This window comes from Actinomyces massiliensis 4401292, assembly GCF_000269805.1.
In the GTDB taxonomy this organism is placed as follows: Bacteria; Actinomycetota; Actinomycetes; order Actinomycetales; family Actinomycetaceae; genus Actinomyces; species Actinomyces massiliensis.
This window is the reverse complement of sequence record NZ_JH711481.1, coordinates 1593584-1612849: the sequence shown is the minus strand read 5'-3', so window position 1 is coordinate 1612849 and position 19266 is coordinate 1593584. Positions and strand designations below refer to the sequence as shown.

The 19266-nt window shown below is 67.7% G+C and carries 16 protein-coding genes; 10 read left to right on the top strand and 6 right to left on the bottom strand.

All coding sequences use genetic code 11. The features are described 5' to 3' along the window. Positions 1–95 precede the first annotated feature (95 nt). Positions 96–1598 (top strand): class I adenylate-forming enzyme family protein, encoded by a 1503-nt coding sequence (locus W5W_RS15670; RefSeq protein ID WP_081486234.1) that lies wholly within the window; start codon positions 96–98, stop codon positions 1596–1598. A gap of 52 nt (positions 1599–1650) precedes the next feature. Continuing rightward, positions 1651–3198, top strand: coding sequence for an MFS transporter (locus W5W_RS15665; RefSeq protein ID WP_238533274.1), 1548 nt, complete (start codon positions 1651–1653; stop codon positions 3196–3198). A 6-nt stretch (positions 3199–3204) separates the two neighbouring features. Here the strand turns inward: W5W_RS15665 and W5W_RS0106920 are convergent, their stop codons facing one another. Next, positions 3205–3867: a ferritin-like fold-containing protein gene (locus tag W5W_RS0106920; RefSeq protein ID WP_017194861.1), complete on the bottom strand. Its 663-nt coding sequence runs from the start codon at positions 3865–3867 to the stop codon at positions 3205–3207. A 500-nt stretch (positions 3868–4367) separates the two neighbouring features. On the opposite strand from W5W_RS0106920, the gene W5W_RS0106915 reads away from it, so the two are divergent. Next, positions 4368–6116: a DEAD/DEAH box helicase gene (locus W5W_RS0106915; protein ID WP_017194860.1), complete on the top strand. Its 1749-nt coding sequence runs from the start codon at positions 4368–4370 to the stop codon at positions 6114–6116. 138 nt (positions 6117–6254) lie between these two features. Here the strand turns inward: W5W_RS0106915 and W5W_RS0106910 are convergent, their stop codons facing one another. Beyond that, positions 6255–6884 carry a MarC family protein gene (locus tag W5W_RS0106910; protein ID WP_017194859.1) on the bottom strand — a complete coding sequence of 210 codons (630 nt, stop codon included), beginning with the start codon at positions 6882–6884 and terminating at the stop codon, positions 6255–6257. Positions 6885–6971: 87 nt separating this feature from the next. Further along, complete coding sequence (locus tag W5W_RS0106905) at positions 6972–7817, bottom strand: PHP domain-containing protein (protein WP_017194858.1); 846 nt, start codon at positions 7815–7817, stop codon at positions 6972–6974. 36 nt (positions 7818–7853) lie between these two features. On the opposite strand from W5W_RS0106905, the gene W5W_RS0106900 reads away from it, so the two are divergent. The 4 genes from W5W_RS0106900 to W5W_RS0106885 are packed head-to-tail and all read left to right on the top strand — an operon-like array spanning position 7854 to position 12209. Next, positions 7854–9107 (top strand): Gfo/Idh/MocA family protein, encoded by a 1254-nt coding sequence (locus W5W_RS0106900; RefSeq protein WP_017194857.1) that lies wholly within the window; start codon positions 7854–7856, stop codon positions 9105–9107. Further along, on the top strand, positions 9091–10725 hold the full coding sequence (locus W5W_RS0106895; RefSeq protein WP_017194856.1) for an aminopeptidase P family protein: 1635 nt from the start codon (positions 9091–9093) through the stop codon (positions 10723–10725). The genes W5W_RS0106900 and W5W_RS0106895 overlap by 17 nt, the downstream gene beginning before the upstream one ends. A 54-nt stretch (positions 10726–10779) precedes the next feature. After that, a complete protein-coding gene (locus W5W_RS0106890; protein ID WP_008732115.1) occupies positions 10780–11214 on the top strand; it encodes an ArsR/SmtB family transcription factor in 435 nt (144 codons plus the stop codon). Further along, positions 11211–12209 carry a cation diffusion facilitator family transporter gene (locus tag W5W_RS0106885; RefSeq protein WP_017194855.1) on the top strand — a complete coding sequence of 333 codons (999 nt, stop codon included), beginning with the start codon at positions 11211–11213 and terminating at the stop codon, positions 12207–12209. The genes W5W_RS0106890 and W5W_RS0106885 overlap by 4 nt, the downstream gene beginning before the upstream one ends. Before the next feature lie 28 nt (positions 12210–12237). On the opposite strand, the gene W5W_RS0106880 is transcribed toward W5W_RS0106885, so the two are convergent. Together W5W_RS0106880 and W5W_RS0106875 are read right to left on the bottom strand one after the other, a co-directional pair. Beyond that, positions 12238–13095, bottom strand: coding sequence for a sugar phosphate isomerase/epimerase family protein (locus tag W5W_RS0106880; RefSeq protein WP_017194854.1), 858 nt, complete (start codon positions 13093–13095; stop codon positions 12238–12240). Then, on the bottom strand, positions 13092–13988 hold the full coding sequence (locus tag W5W_RS0106875; RefSeq protein ID WP_017194853.1) for a YflT domain-containing protein: 897 nt from the start codon (positions 13986–13988) through the stop codon (positions 13092–13094). Before W5W_RS0106875 ends, W5W_RS0106880 begins: the two co-directional genes overlap by 4 nt. An 89-nt stretch (positions 13989–14077) precedes the next feature. Between W5W_RS0106875 and W5W_RS0106870 the strand changes: the two genes are divergently transcribed. After that, positions 14078–15370: a magnesium transporter MgtE N-terminal domain-containing protein gene (locus W5W_RS0106870; RefSeq protein WP_008729555.1), complete on the top strand. Its 1293-nt coding sequence runs from the start codon at positions 14078–14080 to the stop codon at positions 15368–15370. Next, positions 15363–15998: a DUF1003 domain-containing protein gene (locus W5W_RS0106865; RefSeq protein ID WP_017194851.1), complete on the top strand. Its 636-nt coding sequence runs from the start codon at positions 15363–15365 to the stop codon at positions 15996–15998. The genes W5W_RS0106870 and W5W_RS0106865 overlap by 8 nt, the downstream gene beginning before the upstream one ends. On the opposite strand, the gene W5W_RS0106860 is transcribed toward W5W_RS0106865, so the two are convergent. Next, the gene (locus W5W_RS0106860) at positions 15995–17878 is read right to left on the bottom strand and encodes an acyltransferase family protein (protein WP_017194850.1); all 1884 of its coding nucleotides are present in this window, start codon (positions 17876–17878) and stop codon (positions 15995–15997) included. The two genes, W5W_RS0106865 and W5W_RS0106860, sit on opposite strands and share 4 nt — an antisense overlap. A 164-nt stretch (positions 17879–18042) precedes the next feature. Here W5W_RS0106860 and W5W_RS0106855 point away from each other — a divergent pair, with 164 nt between their 5' ends. Then, a complete protein-coding gene (locus W5W_RS0106855; RefSeq protein ID WP_008729556.1) occupies positions 18043–19188 on the top strand; it encodes a P-loop NTPase in 1146 nt (381 codons plus the stop codon). The last annotated feature ends 78 nt before the right edge of the window (positions 19189–19266 follow it).

Sequence of the window (19266 nt, the reverse complement as noted above, 5' to 3'; positions counted from 1 at the left end):
AATATATCAATGTGGATATATGTCGAGACGAATTACTTGTCGAGATAGAAGTGGTTTTTCCCTGCATTAAGGTAGCTACAGAAAGGTGACTGAACATGAATCGACAACTGCACAATAACAGCAACTATTTATCGCTCCTAACAGATCTGACCCACGAGCATAATCGCGAGAACAGTATCGCACTTGTGGAGAATGGAAGTTCTGTTACTTACGCCGAGCTTTTGCAGCGTACAGCGAGGATCAGTAATTCATTAAGGTGTTTAGGTCTTGTCAGAGGAACACGCGTGACCATCCTACTGCCTGAAGGAATAGACTCTGTCTCGATTATTCTTGGTGCGCTACATGCTGGCATTGTCGCAATACCAATTAATCCTTGGCTCGGGGAGCAGGCAGTACTACAGGCTATTTCGATGGCTGACCCTGCGTTCACTGTGGTCGGCAATGGCGACCACAAAGGAATAGGAAAAGTTTTACACGTAAAGGATCTTCTCTGTGGCGATAGAACGACAGAAAATGAACCAGAATCGGTGAGGCCTGACGACATAGCTATCGGCTTATTTACATCAGGTACGACTGGTGTTTCTAAAATTTGCTACCATACCTATGATGATATCTTGACCATCAACAGATGCGTTGGTGACGAGATTGGCATTAGACCAACTGATGTATGTATGTCGGCATCAGGATTGCACTTCTCATATGGCCTTTTCAATCTCATCTTTTTTCCTCTTATGCGAGGTGCAATAACTGTCCTAACAGGTCTGAGTCGCCGCATGACGGCTGACGAGGTATTTGATTACATATCTGCACACAATGTTACTTTTTTCTCTGCAATTCCTAGCTTTTTCTTGCGACTTATAAACTCTCCTCGCGCCGAAGAACTACGTGTATTACGTGTCGTGGCGACTGGCGGAGAAGTATTGGGAAAAACGCTGGAGAATCGTCTTCGTGATACTTTTGGTTCTGAGGGTTTGATAAATATTTTCGGATCCACTGAAATTGGACATGCGGTGGTTGTTAACCGAGCATCCGATTACGCTCCAGGCGTCACCGGCCGGGTCGTACCGGGATACGATCTTCGGGTTGTAGATTCAAGCGGTCGACCATGCCGCTCCGGTGTGGCGGGCGAGTTAGAAGTCAAAGGGCCTTCCATCACTATGGGCGTGAATAACGGGAATGATAGACCACGTAGAAAGGTTAATGAATGGTATGCGATGGGAGATGCTGCTCGCATCAATAAGGATGGCACGGTCAGCGTCCTAGGACGACTAGAGGATATCGAGATAATTGACGGACTACAGATATATCCCGCAGAAATTGAATCTGAGATACTAGCATCCGGAGGGATATCCGAAGCTGCAGTTTTCGTTGCGCCAGTGGATGACGTTCCTTCATTAATTGGAATCTTGACTCTAATTGATGAGGATATGTGTTTAAGCTCTGCTAGTATTCGCGAATTTATTGCAAGTCGACTTGGCAGCAAACGCACGCCTGATTTTATTTATACTGTATCAGAACTGCCACACTTGTCCGGTGGAGGAAAGCTGGCACGTAAAACTATAAGGCAGAATTGGCAGAAGCTGATTGAAGCTAGATAGTGTCGGCGCGAATCGGCCTATTGGTCTCTAAACGAGACTGTGATAATGCGACATGATTTCGATCATGGATGGAAGAAGAATGGCACATAAAGAGCAGGCGAATCACGCTAAACCGACGCCCGATAACGAACAAATCGATACTTCGAATTACGATCTATCCTCGGGTAAGAAAAGTAGGCCCTGGGCGGCGCTGTGGTCAGTATCGGCAGGTTTTTTCATGATCATGCTTGATACAACCATAGTCGGTGTAGCGCAACCACAGCTTCAAGCAGGGTTGCACACTTCTCTCAATGCCGTGATCTGGGCAAGTACAGCATATATGGTGGCATATGCTGTTCCTATGCTCTTCACCGGCAGATTGGGCGACCAGTGCGGACCGCGCATAGTTTATGTAAGTGGACTTATCGTGTTCACTTTTGCTTCAGCATGCTGTGGGCTCGCCTCTGGAATTTCGATGCTTATTACTGCTCGTGTGCTCGAAGGATTGGGTGCTGCGCTGATGGGCCCTCAAACTCTCGCGGTCGTGAACAAGCTATTTACCGGATCTGCACGCGGACCTGCGATGGCGGTATGGTCCGCAATTCAAGGTTCTGCGACGCTGCTGGGGCCGATTATCGGTGGCGTGTTCGTCGCTCTTCTCGATTGGCGTTGGATTTTCTTTGTGAACATCCCCATCGGTCTCATATCGATCATCTGCGCCTTGCGCTTCATTCCGCGCTTCTCCGGGAACAACCACAAGTTCGATGTCATCGGGATCGCTCTCTCGACTGTGGGACTGGCCATGCTTGTATTAACGATACAGCAGGGGACAGCAATGAGTACTCCCACCCTCTGGACATTGCTTGCCGGGGCGGTTGTTATTCTAGTACTTTTTATACGATCGCAGAGAAATCGGAGCGAGCCTCTGGTTCCATTAACTTTGTTCAATGGTCGGGATTTCAGTTTGTCTATTGCGGCCCTCATCCTTTCTTCGCTGGCCGTTAATGCGCAGCTCATCCCGGTCATGTATTACCTTCAGAGAGTAATCGGCATGTCAGCTCTTACTGCCGCATTGACCTCAATATCAATGCCAGCCGCAACAGTTGTTTTGGCACGCTTTGTCGGAAAGGCAATCTCCAAGTTTCATCCGACAGCTATCCTGCTTCCGGCATTTTTTCTAGCAGCGATCGGTGCTAGTATTCTTCAGATGGCCATGGCGCCGGATCGGAGCACAATACTCGTGACGATAGGATACGGAATTTTCGGTATTGGGGTTGCATTCATTTGGCCACCACTGGCGACATATTCTCTCCGCGGAGTTCCTCCTACAGAGCATGGGGCGGCCTCGGGAATATTCAACACAATGCGAATCGTCGGCGGCGTCATCGGGATGGCTATCATGAGCGCAGTCATCGAATTTCGGCTGCGACTTATAGGTAATTCTATTGACATTACGGAGGGTAGCACATCGACAGTTATTCCACCCGGTGAGTACCGTGCAAACTATTTAAGCGCCCTTGCCACAGCATCGTGGCTTCCCGTCGCAGCATTCACTATTGGCGCTATTCTTTGCGTGGGTTATGCAATTGGATCACCGCACAGCAGAACGACAAACGTCTGACGTCCATCAAGCGCGCAGGCCCAGGTCGCGCATGCGCCCGGTAGCCCCCTGCGACAGGACCTCGTGCAGCCCGGCCGCATCGACTCCGCCGCCCAGGAGCTCGGGATACACCGACAGCACCCGCTGAAGAGTGCCGATCTCCTCCCCCACGACCCGCCGCCCCCACAGGCCGAGCCGGGCGGCGAGCTGGGGGTCCGCAGCAATGTCATCGAGAAGCTCCGCGGCCGTCACGGCGTCGAAGCGGTCGGCCTCGAGCACGTCGAGCACCGCGGTGCGCAGCGGTTCGTCCAGTCCCCCGACCAGCGCCTTGGAGAAGTCCAGGAGCAGACCGAACGCGAGGTAGGTCTTGATCAGGCGCTCCGCCCAGTCCGACGGTCGCAGGCGCTCATCGAGGTCCCCCAGCGACCCGATGAAGCGCTCGGCGCCGACGCGGGCATCGACTCCGGCGTCGGCGCCGAGCGCGCTCACGGTGTCGAAGGCTGCGACGCGCTCGGCGCTCATCCGCAGCAGCTCCACCCGCGGCTCCATGGAAGGCGCCTTGTCGGCGTCCTTGGCGTAGCGCGTGCAGGCGATGGTGCAGGCGAAGGCGACCATGCCCAGAACGGATTGCACATGAGAGGCGGACTGAGAGTCGGACGATGACGGCTGGGAGAGACTCGAGGCGCTCATGAGGGCAAGCGTAGGCGCGGGCGCAGATGGCCGCAGAGGAGGGCGAACGGCCATAGACAGGGATAGACAGGGATAGACAGGGGCAGACCGACGCAGCCCGTCAGCCGTTGAGGGCGCGTACGGGCGCGCCTCCCCCCCCCTCCCTCCCGGAGAACCTTCTGAACGCCTCCCGAGAGGCGCACGAGGAAATCCTGAGGCGATGCGATGCGTGAGTTCGCCCACCACGACGGCGCTCGGCTCACTCTCGCGGCAGCGCGTCACGCCCCGAGGGGCTAGCCTGGCAGGGTCCACGGTTGCCCGGTCGTCTCGCAGCCCTGGTCCCGCGGGCCCGCCGGCCTGCAGCGGGACATGATTCACGATCGGCTGCCACACCGCGACCGCGAAGCGCCGGCGCGCCGGGCCTGAGCCCGCGAGCGCCCGGCGGATTCACTTCGTGCGCGCCCGGCGGGTTCAGCCGCACCGGTGCGCGCGAGGAGCGCGGTCCGACCGGAAGGAGCGTCGTGACCGACGACAGCACCACCGCCTCGGGCGAGCCCGGGGCACCCGCCGCGCGGGCAGTCCAAGATGCCCAGGAGGCCCATGAAGAGGCCCATCAGGAGGCCCATGACGCCGATGCCTCCGGCATCCTGCACACCGCCGGCGCCCACGCCCCCGTCCTGGACGAGGCGACCCCCGACATCACGGATGAGGGCGACGCCGCCGATCTGACCAAGAAGACCTTCGCCGACCTCGGGGTGGAGCCCGAGCTCTGCGCCGCCCTGGCCGGGCACGGCATCACCCACCCCTTCCCCATCCAGGCGCTGGCTCTGCCCGTGGCGCTGGGCGGGCAGGACATCATCGGCCAGGCCAAGACCGGCACCGGCAAGACGCTCGGCTTCGCCCTGCCCCTGCTCATGGACACCCTGGGTCCGGGCGAGGACGGCTGGGACGAGGACCCGGCGTCGGGTTCTCCGCAGGCGCTCATCGTCCTGCCGACGCGCGAGCTGGCCAAGCAGGTCGCCGAGGAGCTGACCATGGCGGCCGCCAAGCGCACCGTGCGCATCGTCCAGGTCTACGGCGGGCGCGCCTACGAGCCGCAGATCGAGGCCCTGTCCAAGGGCGCCGAGGTCGTCGTGGGCACGCCCGGTCGTCTCATCGACCTCATGGACCGCGGTGTGCTGGACCTGGCCCACGTGACCACGGTGGTCCTCGACGAGGCCGACGAGATGCTGGACCTGGGATTCCTGCCCGACGTCGAGAAGATCCTGGCCCGTACGCGCACCGACCGTCAGACCATGCTGTTCAGCGCCACCATGCCCGGGGCCGTCGTGGCTCTGGCCCGGCGCTACATGAGCAAGCCGACGCACATCCGCGCTCAGGACCCCGGCGACGAGGGCATGACCGTCACGACCGTCCAGCAGGTCGTCTACCGCACCCACGCCCTGAACAAGGTCGAGGTCGTCTCCCGGATCCTTCAGGCCGCCGGTCGCGGACGCACCATCATCTTCGCGCGCACCAAGCGCACCTGCGCGCGAGTCGCCGAGGACCTGGCCGCCCGCGGCTTCGCCACGGCCGCCCTGCACGGGGATCTGGGGCAGGGGGCGCGCGAGCAGGCGCTGCGGGCCTTCCGCAACGGCAAGGTCGATGTGCTGGTGGCCACCGACGTCGCGGCGCGCGGCATCGACGTCGACGACGTCACCCACGTCATCAACTACCAGTGCCCCGAGGACGAGAAGATCTACGTCCACCGCATCGGCCGCACCGGCCGCGCGGGGCAGTCGGGCACGGCGGTCACCTTCGTGGACTGGGACGACACCCCGCGGTGGCGGATGATCGCCAAGGCCCTGGGGCTGCCGGTCGAGGAGCCGGTGGAGACCTACCACACCAGCGATCACCTCTACTCCGACCTGCGCATCGCCCGCGAGGTCACCGGCACCCTGCCACGCTCCCAGCGCACCCTGGCCGGGCTGGACGCGGAGAAGATCGAGGATCTGGGCGAGACCGGCAGGCGCGAGCAGCGCGGCTCACGGAGCTCCCGGGGCTCGCGGAGCTCACAAGGCTCGTGGGGTTCGCGCTCCGGGCGCGAGCGCGGCCGGGGGGCGCGCTCGGGCGGGCGCGGCAGGCGCAGTGCACGCTCCTCCGACGCGGGCCGCGAGCGCCGCGGCGGGCGCGAGAACCGCAGCGACGCCGCATCGTCGGACAGGCCCCGGCGCCCGCGCAATCGCAAACGCACCCGCGGCGGCAAGCCCATCCCGCCCGCTGAGGACTGACGAGAGAGACATTCTCGAACGAGATCGACTTTTTGGGACGAGATCGACGGTGGCGCCGTCGATCTCGTCCCAAAATGTCTCTCTCGATGACCTAATCTACCGGCGCGCAGAGGGCCGCAACGGGCGAAGCGCAGAGCGCTAGAGCACAGCCGCGATATAGGCCAGCACGCCGTCGGCGATCATCTGCACCGCGATCGCCGCGAGCAGCAGGCCGAAGATCCGGGTCAGAACGCGGATCGCGGAGTCCCCCAGGAAGCGGTGGAGCGCCACGGAGAAGCGCAGGGTGAGCCAGATGACCACGTGAGTGGCGATCATGGCCGCCGTCACCGACGTCCACCCCGCGACCGGACTCGCGGCGGACTCGACCGCCACCATGGCCGCGACAATGGCTCCGGGACCGGCCAGCAGGGGCGTGCCCAGGGGCACCAGCGCCGCATTGGTGGTCACCGCATCCGGGTCGGGGCTCTCGTCCGCCTTGTCGGTGAGCAGCTCGAGGGCCACGAGCAGCAGGAGCAGACCGCCGGAGGTCTGCAGGGCCGGCACGGAGATGCCCAGGAACTTCAGGATGTAGCGCCCGAAGATCGCGAAGATCAGGATCACCGCCAGGGAGACCAGGGTGGCCTCGCGGGCTGAGCGCTTGCGCTCCTCATGGTTCTGGCGGCTGGTCAGCGACAGGAAGATGGGGATGGCCCCGAGCGGGTCCTGGATGACGAGCACCGTCGTGAAGGAGGTGGCGAACAGGTTGAGGTTGAAGAACGAGTCGAGCATGGGCGTATGGGTGCGGGCTGTCTGTCTAGTTGAGGGGCGGGTGACAACGGGTCGCCGGCCAGAGGGTCGGCGGCGATCAGGCGGTGTTCAGGCGGTGATGAGGGGCAGAGCGCCTTCGTCGACAATACGGTCGAGCAGCTCGAGGGGCATGAGATTCTCCCCCAGGCGGTTGGGCTTGCCGCTGCCATGGTAATCGGAGGACCCGGACATCCCCAGACCGAGGTCGTGGGCCAGGGTCCGGGCAGCCTGGCGATCGGCGGGGTCGTGGTCGCGGTGGTCGACTTCGAGGGCGGCCAGTCCGGCCTCGGCCATGGCGGCGAAGACCGAGTCGGGCACGAGGCGGCGCTGCCGCCGGGCGGCGCGCGGGTGCGCCGCGATGGGCGCGCCTCCGGCGCTGCGCACGAGCTCGCATGCCCTCACGGGATCCAGCGCCCAGTGGCGCACGTAGTAGGGCGAGTCCGTGGCCAGTGGGCCGGCGAAGGCGGCGGAGCGATCCGGGAAGCAGCCGGACGACACGAGCGCGTCCGCAATGTGCGGGCGCCCAATGGTGACCGCCTGCGGAGCCTGCTCGACGACGTCCTGCCACGTGATCGGGTAATCGGTCGCGAGGCGCTCGACCATCCGCCGGGCCCGGTCGTCGCGCGAGCGCCGTGCCCGGGCGAAGGCGTCGCGCAGGGCGGCGTCCTCGGGGTCGAAGAGGTAGGCGAGCAGGTGGAGGGTGACGCCGTCGGCGGCGCAGGAGATCTCCGTGCCGCGCAGCAGGGTCACGCCGGTGGCGGGCACGGCGGCCGCCGCCTCGGCCCAGCCGGTGGTCGTGTCGTGGTCGGTCAGACCGACGACGTCGAGTCCTACCCGGGCGGCGGCGGCCATGAGCTCCGCGGGCGTGTCGGTTCCATCCGAGCAGGCCGAATGGGTGTGGGGGTCGATGCGCACGAGCGTCAGTGTAGGGAGCGGTGCGAGAATAGGGCCATGAGCTCCGTCGACGCAGCCTCATCCGCCCAGCCCGGCTCGCCCGTCTCATCCACCCAGCCCGGCTCGCCCATCTCATCGGCCCAGCCCGCTACCGCCTATTCCCCCGGCGAGGCGGATCCGCCGGCCATCCGCTTCGGAGTCGTGGGGGCCGGATTCATCGCCCGCTGGTTCCTTCAGGCGGTCCGCACCGTACCGCGGGCCCGGGTCGTCGCCGTGACCTCGGCCCGTCCCGAGAGCGCGGCCGCCTTCGCCGCCGAGCACGGCATCGGGGCCTCGTACGCGACGCTGGAGGAGATGCTCGCCGCGGGGCGCCCCGGCGGCGCCTCGCCCTTCGACGTCGTCTACATCGGCTCCCCGAACTCTCTGCACGCCTCCCAGACGATCACCGCCCTTGAGGCGGGCTTCCACGTCCTGGTGGAGAAGCCCTTCGCGCTCGACGCCGAGCAGGCGGAGGCGATGGTCGCGGCCGCCGCACACCACGACCGCTTCCTCATGGAGGGCTGGCTGACCGCCTTCGAGCCGGGAACGGCGGCACTGCGTCGGGCGCTGCCCGCGCTGCTGAGCGACGGGCCGGGTCCGCACCGCGCGGTGCTGGTCAAGGAGCAGTACTCCAGCCGCATGGATCGCCTGCGCGCCGGGGAGCTGCCCCCGGCCTTCAACCCGGCACTGGGAGGCGGCAGCCTCATGGATCTGGGCGTCTACCCGGTCTCACTGGCGGTCCACCTGTTCGGGGCGCCGAGCCGGATCACCGCCGTGGGCAGGACGCTCGAGTCGGGAGCCGACTCCCACGGCGTCGTCGTGCTCGACTACGACCGACTCGGCGGCGCCTGCGCAGGGGCAGTCGGGCCCGTGGACCTGCAGGTCGTGTGCCTGCACTCGAAGACCTCGCCCGCCGGCGCCGGCGATCACGTCAACCGCATCGCCTCCGACCACCGGGTCCTCGCCTTCGACGACTGCCAATGGCCGCGCACCATCCGGCTGACGGGGCCGGAGGGCGAGGAGGACCTGTCGGTGACCGACGACGGCGCCCCTGTGCTCGCACGTGAACTGACCGAGGTCTGCCGGCTGGTCGCCGCCGAGGCGCGGGAATCCGACCTCCACCCGCTGGCGGAGACCGTGATCACGGCCGGCGTGCTGGGACAGGCTCGCCGGCTGTGCTCCCGACGCGTATATGAAGACCGCATGGAGACCAGATCATTCGGCCCGATGCGCCGCCCGGTGGGAGGATGCGAGCATGACCGACACGAGTGAGACGAACCGCCCCTCCTCCGCCGAGACCGGCGAGACCGCCGGAGCCCCGCAGTCACCGGCCCCGCAGTCACCGGCCCGGACTCATGACCAGCCCCTGAGCCAGCGCGTCAACAACCGCTCCCGCCAGCCCGCCAACAGGGCCTTCCGCGAGTTCATCGGCTCGGGCTGGGGCCCCCGCCCCTCCGGCCTCCCCCCGCTCGACGACGCCGCCGGCTGGGCGGCCGGGCGCCGAGCCGCCCTGGGGGCGCGCTTCCCCGGCGAGCGTCTGGTCATTCCCGCGGGAACGCTGGTGACTCGGAACAACGACTGCGACTACCGCTTCCGCCCCCATTCGGCCTTCGCCCACATGGCCGGCACGGGGACCGATTTCGAGCCCGACGCGGTCCTGGTCCTCGAGCCGTTGACCGTGCCGGGTCAGCAGCTGGCCGAGGGCGAGCCGACGCACGAGTCCGTGCTCTACTTCCGGCCGCGCGCCTCCCGCACGAGCCAGGAGTTCTACGCCGATCCGCGCTACGGCGAGCTGTGGGTGGGGGTGCGCCCCTCCATTGAGGAGGTCGAGGCCGCCACCGGCATCCGCTGCACCCACATTGATGTCCTCGGCGACGCCCTGGCCAAGGACGCGGGCGCGGGCGGCGTCCAGCTGCGCGTGATCTCGGAGGCCGACGCGGCGGTCACCGCACTGGTGAACCAGGTGCGTCGCAGTGTCGGCCTGGCCGAGGGCCAGGCGGCCCAGCAGACCGACGACGCGCTGGCAGAGGCGGCCAGCGAGTTGCGCCTGGTCAAGGACGCCTGGGAGATCGACCAGATGCAGAAGGCGGTCGATGCCACCAAGGCGGGCTTCGACGACCTCATCCGCTCCATTCCGCGCGCGACGGGGCACTGGCGCGGCGAGCGCGTACTGGAGGGCGCCTTCGGGGCCAAGGCCCGCGAGGAGGGCAACGGCTTGGGCTACGACACGATCGCGGCGGCCGGGGATCATGCCAACACCCTGCACTGGATCACCAATGACGGGCCCGTCCGGCCCGGCGAGCTGGTGCTGGTGGACGCCGGCGTGGAGGTCGATTCCCTCTACACGGCCGACGTGACCCGCACGATTCCGGTGGACGGTCGCTTCACCGCTCCGCAGCGCCGTGTCTACGAGGCGGTGCTCGAGGCCGCCGACGCCGCCTTCGTCCGCGCGAACGAGCCCGGCTGCCGCTTTCGGGACCTGCACGCCGCCGCCATGGAGGTCATCGCGCGCCGCCTGGAGGAGTGGGGCCTGCTGCCGGAGGGCGTGACGGCGGCCGACTCCCTGGGCCCGGAGGGTCAGTACCACCGGCGCTGGATGGTGCACGGCACGAGCCACCACCTGGGCCTGGACGTGCACGACTGCGCCCAGGCGCGCCGCGAGATGGCGATGGACGCCGAGCTCGCCCCGGGAATGATCTTCACCATCGAGCCGGGGTTGTACTTCCGGGCGGACGATCTGCGGGTTCCCGCCGAACTGCGGGGCATGGGGGTGCGGATCGAGGACGACGTCGTCATGCGCGAGGACGGTCGCGCCGAGTACCTGACCGCGGCGATCCCGCGGCGCCCCGATGATGTCGAGGCCTGGGTGAGCGGCTTGATCGAGTCATGAGCGGTTTCTGACACCTCTTGACAACATTTCGGCACCCACCGATACCATCGGTGGGTGCCGATAGTTCATGAGCTCCTGCCCACCGATGTCACCGACGACACCTCCGCCGTCCACGACGCCACCGCCCTGGCAGCAGTTCTCTCCGTTCTCGGGGACCCCACGCGCCTGGCCATCCTGTCCCACCTGCGCGGCGGCGAGCACCGCGTCGGCGAGCTCGCCGATCACCTGGGCCTGGCCCAGTCCACGGTCTCCCAGCACCTCGCCATTCTGCGCGGAGCCGGGCTCATCTCCACCCACGCCCACGGCCGCGCCCGCGTGAGCGTCCTCGAGCACGCCGACGAACTCACCGCCGTCCTGGTGGCGGCCGGGGCCCTGGCCCGCGCCACGGCCACCACCGCCGGCATCGCCCCCGATGAGGGCCACGGGCCCGAGAAGTCTGAGAAGCCCGAGAAGACTGAGAAGGCAGAGAGGATCGAGAAGGACCAGTGAGCACCGCCGACCACTCGCACACGGACAGTCACAGCCACTCCCCGGACACCCGCCATCACCACGCGCACACCCACGAGCACGCCCCCGATGCCCACGGCGCCCACGACCATACCGCCGGCGCCTCGCCCCGGCGGCTCGCCATCGTTCTCGCTCTGGTCGCCACGGTCCTGATCGCCGAGGTGGTCACCGGCCTGCTCACCGGCTCCCTGGCCCTGCTCGCCGACGCCGGCCACATGCTCACCGACACGATGGGGCTGGTCATCGCGCTCGCCGCCGCGCACCTGTCCACTCGTCCGCCCACGGACCGCTCGACCTGGGGCATGCGGCGCGCCGAGGTCATCGGCGCCGCCCTTCAGGCGGGCATGCTCGCCGTGGTCGGGGTGGTCGTCGGCGTGCGCGCGGTCATCGATCTGGTCGCGCCCGGAGAGATCGAGGCCGACGGCATGCTGGTCATGGGCGCGATCGGCCTGGTCGCCAACATCGTCTCCATGCTCATTCTGGCCGGCGGCCGCGACTCCAGCCTCAATGCGCGCGCCGCCTTCCTGGAGGTCGTCAGCGACGCGCTCGGCTCGGTCGGCGTCATCGCGGCCGCGGGCGTCGTCGCCCTGACCGGATGGACCCGGGCCGACGCCGTCGCCTCGCTCATCATCGTCGCCCTCATCGTCCCGCGGGCGACGAGCCTGCTGCGCTCAGCCGGACACGTCCTGATGGACTTCACGCCGGAGGCGCTCGACCTGGCCGAGGTGCGCCGCCACGTCCTCGAGGTGAACCACGTCGAGGAGGTTCACGACCTGCACGCCTGGACGGTCGCCTCCAACCTGCCGGTCCTGACCGCCCATGTCGTCGTGCGCGACGAGTGCCTGCGCGACGGGCACTCCGAGGGGATCCTGGACTCACTGCAGGCCTGCGTCGCCGAGCACTTCCCGATTCCCATCGAGCACGCCACCTTCCAGCTCGAGCCCGCCGCGCACCGGGAGCACGAGCACGCCTGCTGAGCAAGCGGGACGGCGCAGCGGACACGCATCAGCTGGTGCGGTAGCGCCTGCGCGTGGGCGCGGGGACGTGGACGCTCTCGGTACACCCCTCCCCCTCGAGGTGCTCGCGGGCGAAGGCCAGGGCGCTGGCCAGGCCCTCGCGACGCTCAGCGGCCTTCATGGAGCCGGCCTTGACCTCGACGACGACCTGGCCGCCGCGCTCCTCGAAGCCGGTGTCCGCCAGATGCGACAGGACTCCGGCGCAGTCCTGATCGCCCTGCCCGGGCAGGAGATGGTCGTCCCGGAAGCCGGGCACGCCGTCGGTCAGATGGAGGTGGCGCAGGGTGGGGCCGAGCGCACGGGCCATGGCCAGGGCGTCCGATCCCGAGGTGGCCGCGTGGGAGATGTCCAGGGTGACCGAGTGATAGCCCTGGCCCACCGGGTCCCAGGTCGGGGAATATGCCTGGAACTCCCTCGACGAGCGGGAATCGCGGGAGCGCCAGGTGAACATGTTCTCCACGCACAGGTGCATGCCGGTGGTCGTCTCCCGCAGGGCCACCCCGGCGACGAAGCTGCGCGCGTAGCGGGTCTGCCAGAAGAAGGGCGGGTGAAGAACGACGTTGGGCGCGCCCAGGGCGAAGGCCAGCTCGATGGAGCGGTCGATCTTGTCCCAGGGGTCGACGCCGAAGACCCCGCGGGTGAGCAGCAGCGTGGGAGCGTGCACGGCCAGAACCGGCTGCCCGTGGCGCTCGGACAGTGCGGACAGGATCCGGGAGTCCTGGGTGGCGCGCTCGGACCACACCATGACCTCGACGCCGTCGTAGCCGAGCTCGGAGGCGAGCGCGAAGGTATTCTCGACGCCCGAGGGCATAAGGGAGGCGCTGGACAGGCCCACAGGGATGCTCATGCCCGGTCGTCTCCGGATCCGTTCCTCCGGCCCTCATCGGACGCCGGCCGCAGGTAGGGGTCGAAGTCCTCGCTCGGCTCACGGTCCTGGCGCGGCTGGCCCGGCTCACGCGGCCGGCCCGGCTCACGCGGCGGGCTCGGCTCGCGATCCTCACTCGGCTCACGGCCCTCGCGCGGCTCGCGCGCCTCCGGCACCCCGCCCGGCTGCGCGGACTGGTCGTCCCCGGGCTCAGCCGGGCCGGAGGAGCCTGAGTAGTCAGCGGGGTCGACGCCCTCGGGCACGCGGACGCCGTAACGCGGACGCTCATCGGGACGCGATCCGAACGCCGTGGGGCCGCCGCGCGTCTGCTCCCGGGCGACCCGGCGCTCCTCGGCGCGGCGCGCCGCGTCCCCGCCCCGCGAGAGGTTGCCGGGCACATCGGCGAGGGCCTGCGCCGCCTCCGCGGCCCGGTCCGAGGCGATGATCGAGTAGCGCGAGGCGACGACCTGGCTCACCGAGGTGAAATCGCGCCGACCGCGGGTCAGCGCGTAGGAGCCGACCTGGAACACGATCCCCCACACCACTCCCAGGAGCACCGCCGTCACCATGCTCATGCTGCCGGCCGCGTCATTGCCCACCAGACTCATCATCGCGCCGAAGAACAGGCCTATCCACAGCCCCGAGCCGGCCCCGGAGGCCACCGCCCGCCCCCAGCTCATGCGGCCGGTGATCCGTTCCACCTGCCGCAGATCGGTGCCGATGATGGTGAGGCACTGCACGGGGAAGCCGTCGTCGGACAGGGAATCGACGGCGTGCTGGGCCTCGGCGTAGCTGGCGAAGGAGGCCACCTCGTCGCCCCTGGGCATCACACCGCCCCGGGTCGAGAGCGCGGGTCGCGCGGAGAAATGACTCATGGCTCCATAGTCCCACGCCGCCCCGCGCCACGCGCCCGCCCGGGGCCCGATACCGGCTCATCACGCCCAGGGCGCATTATCCTGTGCCTGTGGAGAGCACCAGGACGCGCACTGTCTCAAGGGTCTTCGTCGCCCGCCTCGTGGGCACGACCGTCTTCGACCCCCTCGGGGATCCGGTGGGCAAGGTCCACGACGTCATCGTCCTGATCCAGATACGCGGGGAGACGCGGGCGGTGGGCCTGGTCATCGAGGTGCCCGGGCGCCGTCGCGTCTTCCTGCCGCTGTCGCGGGTCACCGCCATCGAGCCGGGCGCGGTCATCACCACCGGACTGGTCAACATCCGCCGCTTCGAGCAGCGCCATGTCGAGACGCTCGTCGTGGGCGAGCTGCTCGACCGCGTAGTCACCATGCGCGACGGCACCGGATCCGTCACCGTGCGCGATGTCGCCATTGAGCGGGACCGCGGCATGGACTGGAAGGTGACGCGCCTGTTCGTCCAGCGCAGCGCCTCCGGCCCCCTGGGCCTGCGCCGAGGCGAGACCTTCATGGTGCGCCCCGAGGAGGTCACGGGCCTGGCGGGCAGCACCGACCAGCAGGGGGCGACCGCGCTGCTGGCCACCATGGAGGACCTCAAGCCCGCCGACCTGGCCGATGTGCTGTCGGACCTGCCCCTGTCCCGTCAGATCGAGGTGGCCGCCGAGCTGTCCGACGAGCGCCTGGCCGACGCCGTCGAGGAGCTGTCCACCGACGACGCCGTCGCCCTGCTGTCGGGCCTGGACGCCTCCCGCGCCGCCGACGTCCTGGACGCCATGCAGCCGGACGACGCCGCCGACCTGGTCTCGGACCTCCCCCAGCCGAAGGCCACCGAGCTGCTCGAACTGATGCAGCCCGAGGAGGCCGAGGACGTGCGCCGCCTCATGCGGTACGACGAGTACACCGCCGGGGGCCTGATGACCACCGAGCCGATCATCCTGCCTCCGGAGGCCAATGTGGCGACCTTCCTGGCGCAGGCGCGCAAGGCCGAGGTCCAGCCGGCGCTCGGGGCGATCGCCTTCGTGTGCCGCCCTCCGCTGGAGTCCCCGACGGGCCAGTTCCTGGGGATGGTCCACTTCCAGCGGGCTCTGCGCGAGCGCCCGCAGCGCCTGCTCGGCTCCATCCTCGACAAGGCCCTCGACCCGGTCAACGCCGATGACTCGATCGGCACGGTCACCCGGCTCCTGGCCACCTACAACCTCACCGCCCTGCCGGTTCTGGATCAGGCCGGCAGGCTGCTCGGGGCCGTGTCCGTCGACGACGTCCTGGACCATCTCATGCCCGACGACTGGCGCGAGGCCGACGAGGCCGTCACCGACGAGATGATCGAGAGGAACGCCAATGCCTGACCAGCTCGACCAGCCGGTGACCCGGTCCCGCTCGCGGTGGATGCGCTGGTTCCGGCCGGGATCCTCGCGCTCCGACGGCTTCGGGCGCTTCGCCGAGGCCACGGCCCGGTTCATGGGCTCGCCGAAGTTCGTCCTCTACATGACGGTGTTCGTGGTGGCGTGGATCGCGGCGAACATGCTCCTGGTGAAGATCAATGAGGGGGCCGCCTGGGACCCCTACCCCTTCATCCTGCTCAACCTGGCCTTCTCCACCCAGGCGTCCTACTCAGCGCCTCTGATCCTGCTGGCCCAGAACCGGCAGGACGACCGCGACCGCGTCACCGCCGAGCAGGACCGCCAGCGCGCCCAGCGCAACCTGGAGGACACCGAGTTCCTCACCCGCGAGATAGCCTCGCTGCGCCTGGCCATGAACGATGTCGCCACCCGCGACTTCGTGCGCTCCGAGTTGCGCGACCTGCTGGAGGAGCTGCTCACCGAGGAGCGCCGCTCGCGCGAGGAGATCGTCGGCGAGATCGTGGAGGAGCTCTCCGAGGAGACCGACGAGCCGGAGTCGCACTCGTCGCACCCGTACTCGTCGCGGTCGTCGTACGCGACGCACTCGCACTCGACGCGGCCTCAGGGCGGCTAGCGCTCGAGGCTCGCGATCGCGTCCGTGACCGTCTGCGCGTAGAGCTCGGCGCCCGCCGGCTGGGGGTGGACCTGATCGTCCACCAGGAGGTCGGGGTGTCCGGAAACGGCGGCCTGCCAGTCCGCCACCGCGACCTGATCGGGATGGTCCTGCGCGAAGGCGTGCAGCGCCTCGTTGGCCGGCGGGATCCAGGTCGTGCGCGCGGGGCCGTAGCCGGTGACGAGAACGAGCCTGCGGTCGGGCCCGAGGTAGTCCAGGATCGAGTCGAGCTGGTCCGTCTCGATCGGGCCGTTGGTGGCCAGGGCGACGACGACGCAGGGCCTGGCGCCGGCGGCGTCGAGATCCTGGAGCGTGGGGACGGCGGCGTACACGGACCGCGAGACCTCGGCGTTGATGGAGATCCCCGGCAGGCTCGCCTCCAGGCTCGGCGCCGCGGCGACCGTCACGGAGTCGCCGATGACGGTGACCTCCGCGCCGGTGAATGGGCTCGCGCTCTCAGAGGAGGCGGCATCGGAGGCGCCCGATGCCGGGTCGGAGGCCGCATCCGCGGCCGGAGTGCCGAGGGCCTCGCCCCCGGCCGCAATCGCCTGCTGGGCCGTGGATTGGCCGGGCTGGGAGGAGAAGGCGAGAACGATGAGGAGGACGACGGCGGTGAGCCCTCCCCCCAGTGGGACGATCTGAGGCGGCCGCAGCTGTACGGCCCGTCGCAGCCAGCTGATCAGGCCGTCGCGCCGCACGGGGGTCTCGATGTAGACGTAGGACAGCTCGGTGGCGCACAGCGTCAGCCCCAGGACGCCGAGCGCCACCACCCAGGGGCTGACCGTCGGCGGAATGGCGTAGAAGGCCAGGACCCCCAGGGGCCAGTGCCACAGGTACAGCCCGTAGGAGCGCGAGCCCACCCATTGCAGCGGCTCGGCCTGCAGCAGGCGCGACAATCGCTGTGCCGGTCCGGCGGCGAGAGCGACCTCACCGGTGAGGGCCTGCACGACGGCGAGGGCGCACACGGACGCGATGATGAGCGCGGGCACGGGCCCGAGGCCGCCGGGCTGCGCCATGGCGTCCCCGTCGGAGACGCAGGCCACGATGAGCAGACCGGCCAGGCCCGCCCATCCCAGCAGCCCCCGCGCCCGGCGCAGCTCCGGGCGCTGAGGGGTCAGGGTCAGCCCCTCCGTCGCGCGCCCGTGCCACAGGGCCAGGGCGGCGCCCATCATGAGCCCGAAGGCGTGGGTGTCGGTTCCCATGTAGACGCGCGAGGGGGACTCCCCCTGCCCCATGAGGTGCAGGGCCCAGGCGGCCGAGCCCACCGAGAGCCCCAGGGCGAGGGCGGCGAACCTGCGCCGCGTCCACGACGGGCCCCGCGACAGGAAGGCGACGATGACCAGCGGCCACAGGAGATAGAACTGCTCCTCCACCGCCAGCGACCACACGTTGGTCAGCAGGAGGGGCTGAGTCTGGTCGAAGTAGGACGATCCGCCGATGATCTCCGCCCAGTTGTAGGCCAGCAGGATCGAGCTGAGGACCTGGCGCCGCACGGCCAGCAGGGCATCGCCCCCTATGCAGGCGGCCAGGGCCACGACCACGGCTACGGCGGCGACGAGTGCGGGCACGATACGGCGCAGGCGCCTGATCCAGAAGCGCCTGAGGTCGATGCGCCCCGTGCGGCGCTGCTCGAGGAGCAGAAGACTGGTGATGAGGAATCCCGAGATGACGAAGAAGGCATCGACCCCCACCATCCCGCCGGGAAGGACCCCGGGAATGAGGTGGTAGACGAGGACGAGGGCGACCGCGATGGCCCGCAGCCCATCAAGGCCGCCGATCCGGCCGATCCGGCCCCGTTGAGATGCGGGTGTTGGGTTGGTGGAGCGCTGCGTCGAAGTCATGCGCTTCTCTTTCCGACTCGCAGGAGGGGATGTCATCCGCACATGGCGGCCGATCCAGGTTACGCTGTCGTTATCCCGGCAGGCCCTCGGGACACGAGAACCGAACCGTTTCAACGTGCTGTGCACCACGACGGTTCCTGCACGGACGCACTTAGGATGGCGTCATGTCCGCACCTACCGAAGACGCAGTTCGCGAGGCTCTCGGTCGAGTCATCGATCCTGAGCTCCACCGCTCGATCACCGATCTCGGCATGGTCGAATCGGTCGAGATCAGCGAATCGGGCGCCGTGAGCGTCGGCGTTCTGCTGACCGTGGCCGGCTGCCCCCTGAAGGACACGATCACGGAGGACACGCGTCGCGAGGTCGGCGGGGTCGAGGGCGTCACCGAGGTGAGCGTGCACCTGGGCGTCATGACCGACGAGCAGAAGGCCGAGCTGCGCACTCGGCTGCGCGGCGGCGCCGCGGAACCGGTCATCCCCTTCACCCAGCCGGGCAGTCTCACGCGCGTGTACGCGGTGACCTCCGGCAAGGGCGGGGTGGGCAAGTCCTCGGTGACCGCCAACCTCGCGGCGGCCATGGCGGCCCAGGGCCTGAGCGTGGGCGTCGTCGACGCCGACATCTACGGCTTCTCCATCCCCCGCATGCTGGGCGTGGAGCGGGTCCCCACCCAGCTGGACGGCATGATCGTCCCGCCGGTGGCCTACGGGGTGAAGGTCATCTCCATCGGGATGTTCGTGGAGTCCAGGCAGCCGGTCATCTGGCGCGGCCCGATGCTCCACCGGGCGGTCCAGCAGTTCCTCTCCGACGTCTTCTGGGGAGATCTGGACGTCCTCCTGCTCGATCTGCCCCCCGGCACCGGGGACGTGACGATCTCCGTGGCTCAGCTCCTGCCGAACGCCGAGATCCTGGTGGTGACCACTCCGCAGACGGCTGCGGCCGAGGTCGCCGAGCGCACCGGGCTCATCGCCACTCAGACCAATCAGAAGGTCGTCGGCGTCATCGAGAACATGTCCTACATGCCGCAGGCCGATGGCTCGCGCCTGGAGATCTTCGGCTCCGGCGGCGGCCGGACGGTCAGCGACTCGCTGACCCGGACGCTGGGATACGAGGTGCCGCTCCTGGCCCAACTGCCCCTGGATATCCGTCTGCGAGAGGGATCCGACGTCGGCGCGCCCGCGACGGTGGCGCAGGACGGCGAGCCCGCCGCGGACGCCCCGGCGGCCGCGGAGCTGGTGGACGTGGCCCGCAGGCTCGTGCACCGCTCCCGCGGGCTGGCGGGTCGGCGGCTGAGCCTCAACGTGGCGAACTGAGCGGAGGACTGCGCGGAACCGACTGGCTGCGGCGCTGTCCTGTCGATCGCCCACGGCTGATGTAGTTCAGCGGTTCAG

Coding starts and splice junctions, on each gene's coding strand:
- W5W_RS15670 (WP_081486234.1), top strand. CDS start 96: ATGAATCGACAACTGCACAATAACAGCAACTATTTATCGCTCCTAACA.
- W5W_RS0106895 (WP_017194856.1), top strand. CDS start 9,091: ATGACCGACACGAGTGAGACGAACCGCCCCTCCTCCGCCGAGACCGGC.
- W5W_RS0106875 (WP_017194853.1), bottom strand. CDS start 13,988: ATGAGTCATTTCTCCGCGCGACCCGCGCTCTCGACCCGGGGCGGTGTG.
- W5W_RS0106860 (WP_017194850.1), bottom strand. CDS start 17,878: ATGACTTCGACGCAGCGCTCCACCAACCCAACACCCGCATCTCAACGG.
- W5W_RS0106855 (WP_008729556.1), top strand. CDS start 18,043: ATGTCCGCACCTACCGAAGACGCAGTTCGCGAGGCTCTCGGTCGAGTC.
- W5W_RS0106865 (WP_017194851.1), top strand. CDS start 15,363: ATGCCTGACCAGCTCGACCAGCCGGTGACCCGGTCCCGCTCGCGGTGG.
- W5W_RS0106880 (WP_017194854.1), bottom strand. CDS start 13,095: ATGAGCATCCCTGTGGGCCTGTCCAGCGCCTCCCTTATGCCCTCGGGC.
- W5W_RS0106920 (WP_017194861.1), bottom strand. CDS start 3,867: ATGAGCGCCTCGAGTCTCTCCCAGCCGTCATCGTCCGACTCTCAGTCC.
- W5W_RS0106900 (WP_017194857.1), top strand. CDS start 7,854: ATGAGCTCCGTCGACGCAGCCTCATCCGCCCAGCCCGGCTCGCCCGTC.
- W5W_RS15665 (WP_238533274.1), top strand. CDS start 1,651: ATGATTTCGATCATGGATGGAAGAAGAATGGCACATAAAGAGCAGGCG.
- W5W_RS0106910 (WP_017194859.1), bottom strand. CDS start 6,884: ATGCTCGACTCGTTCTTCAACCTCAACCTGTTCGCCACCTCCTTCACG.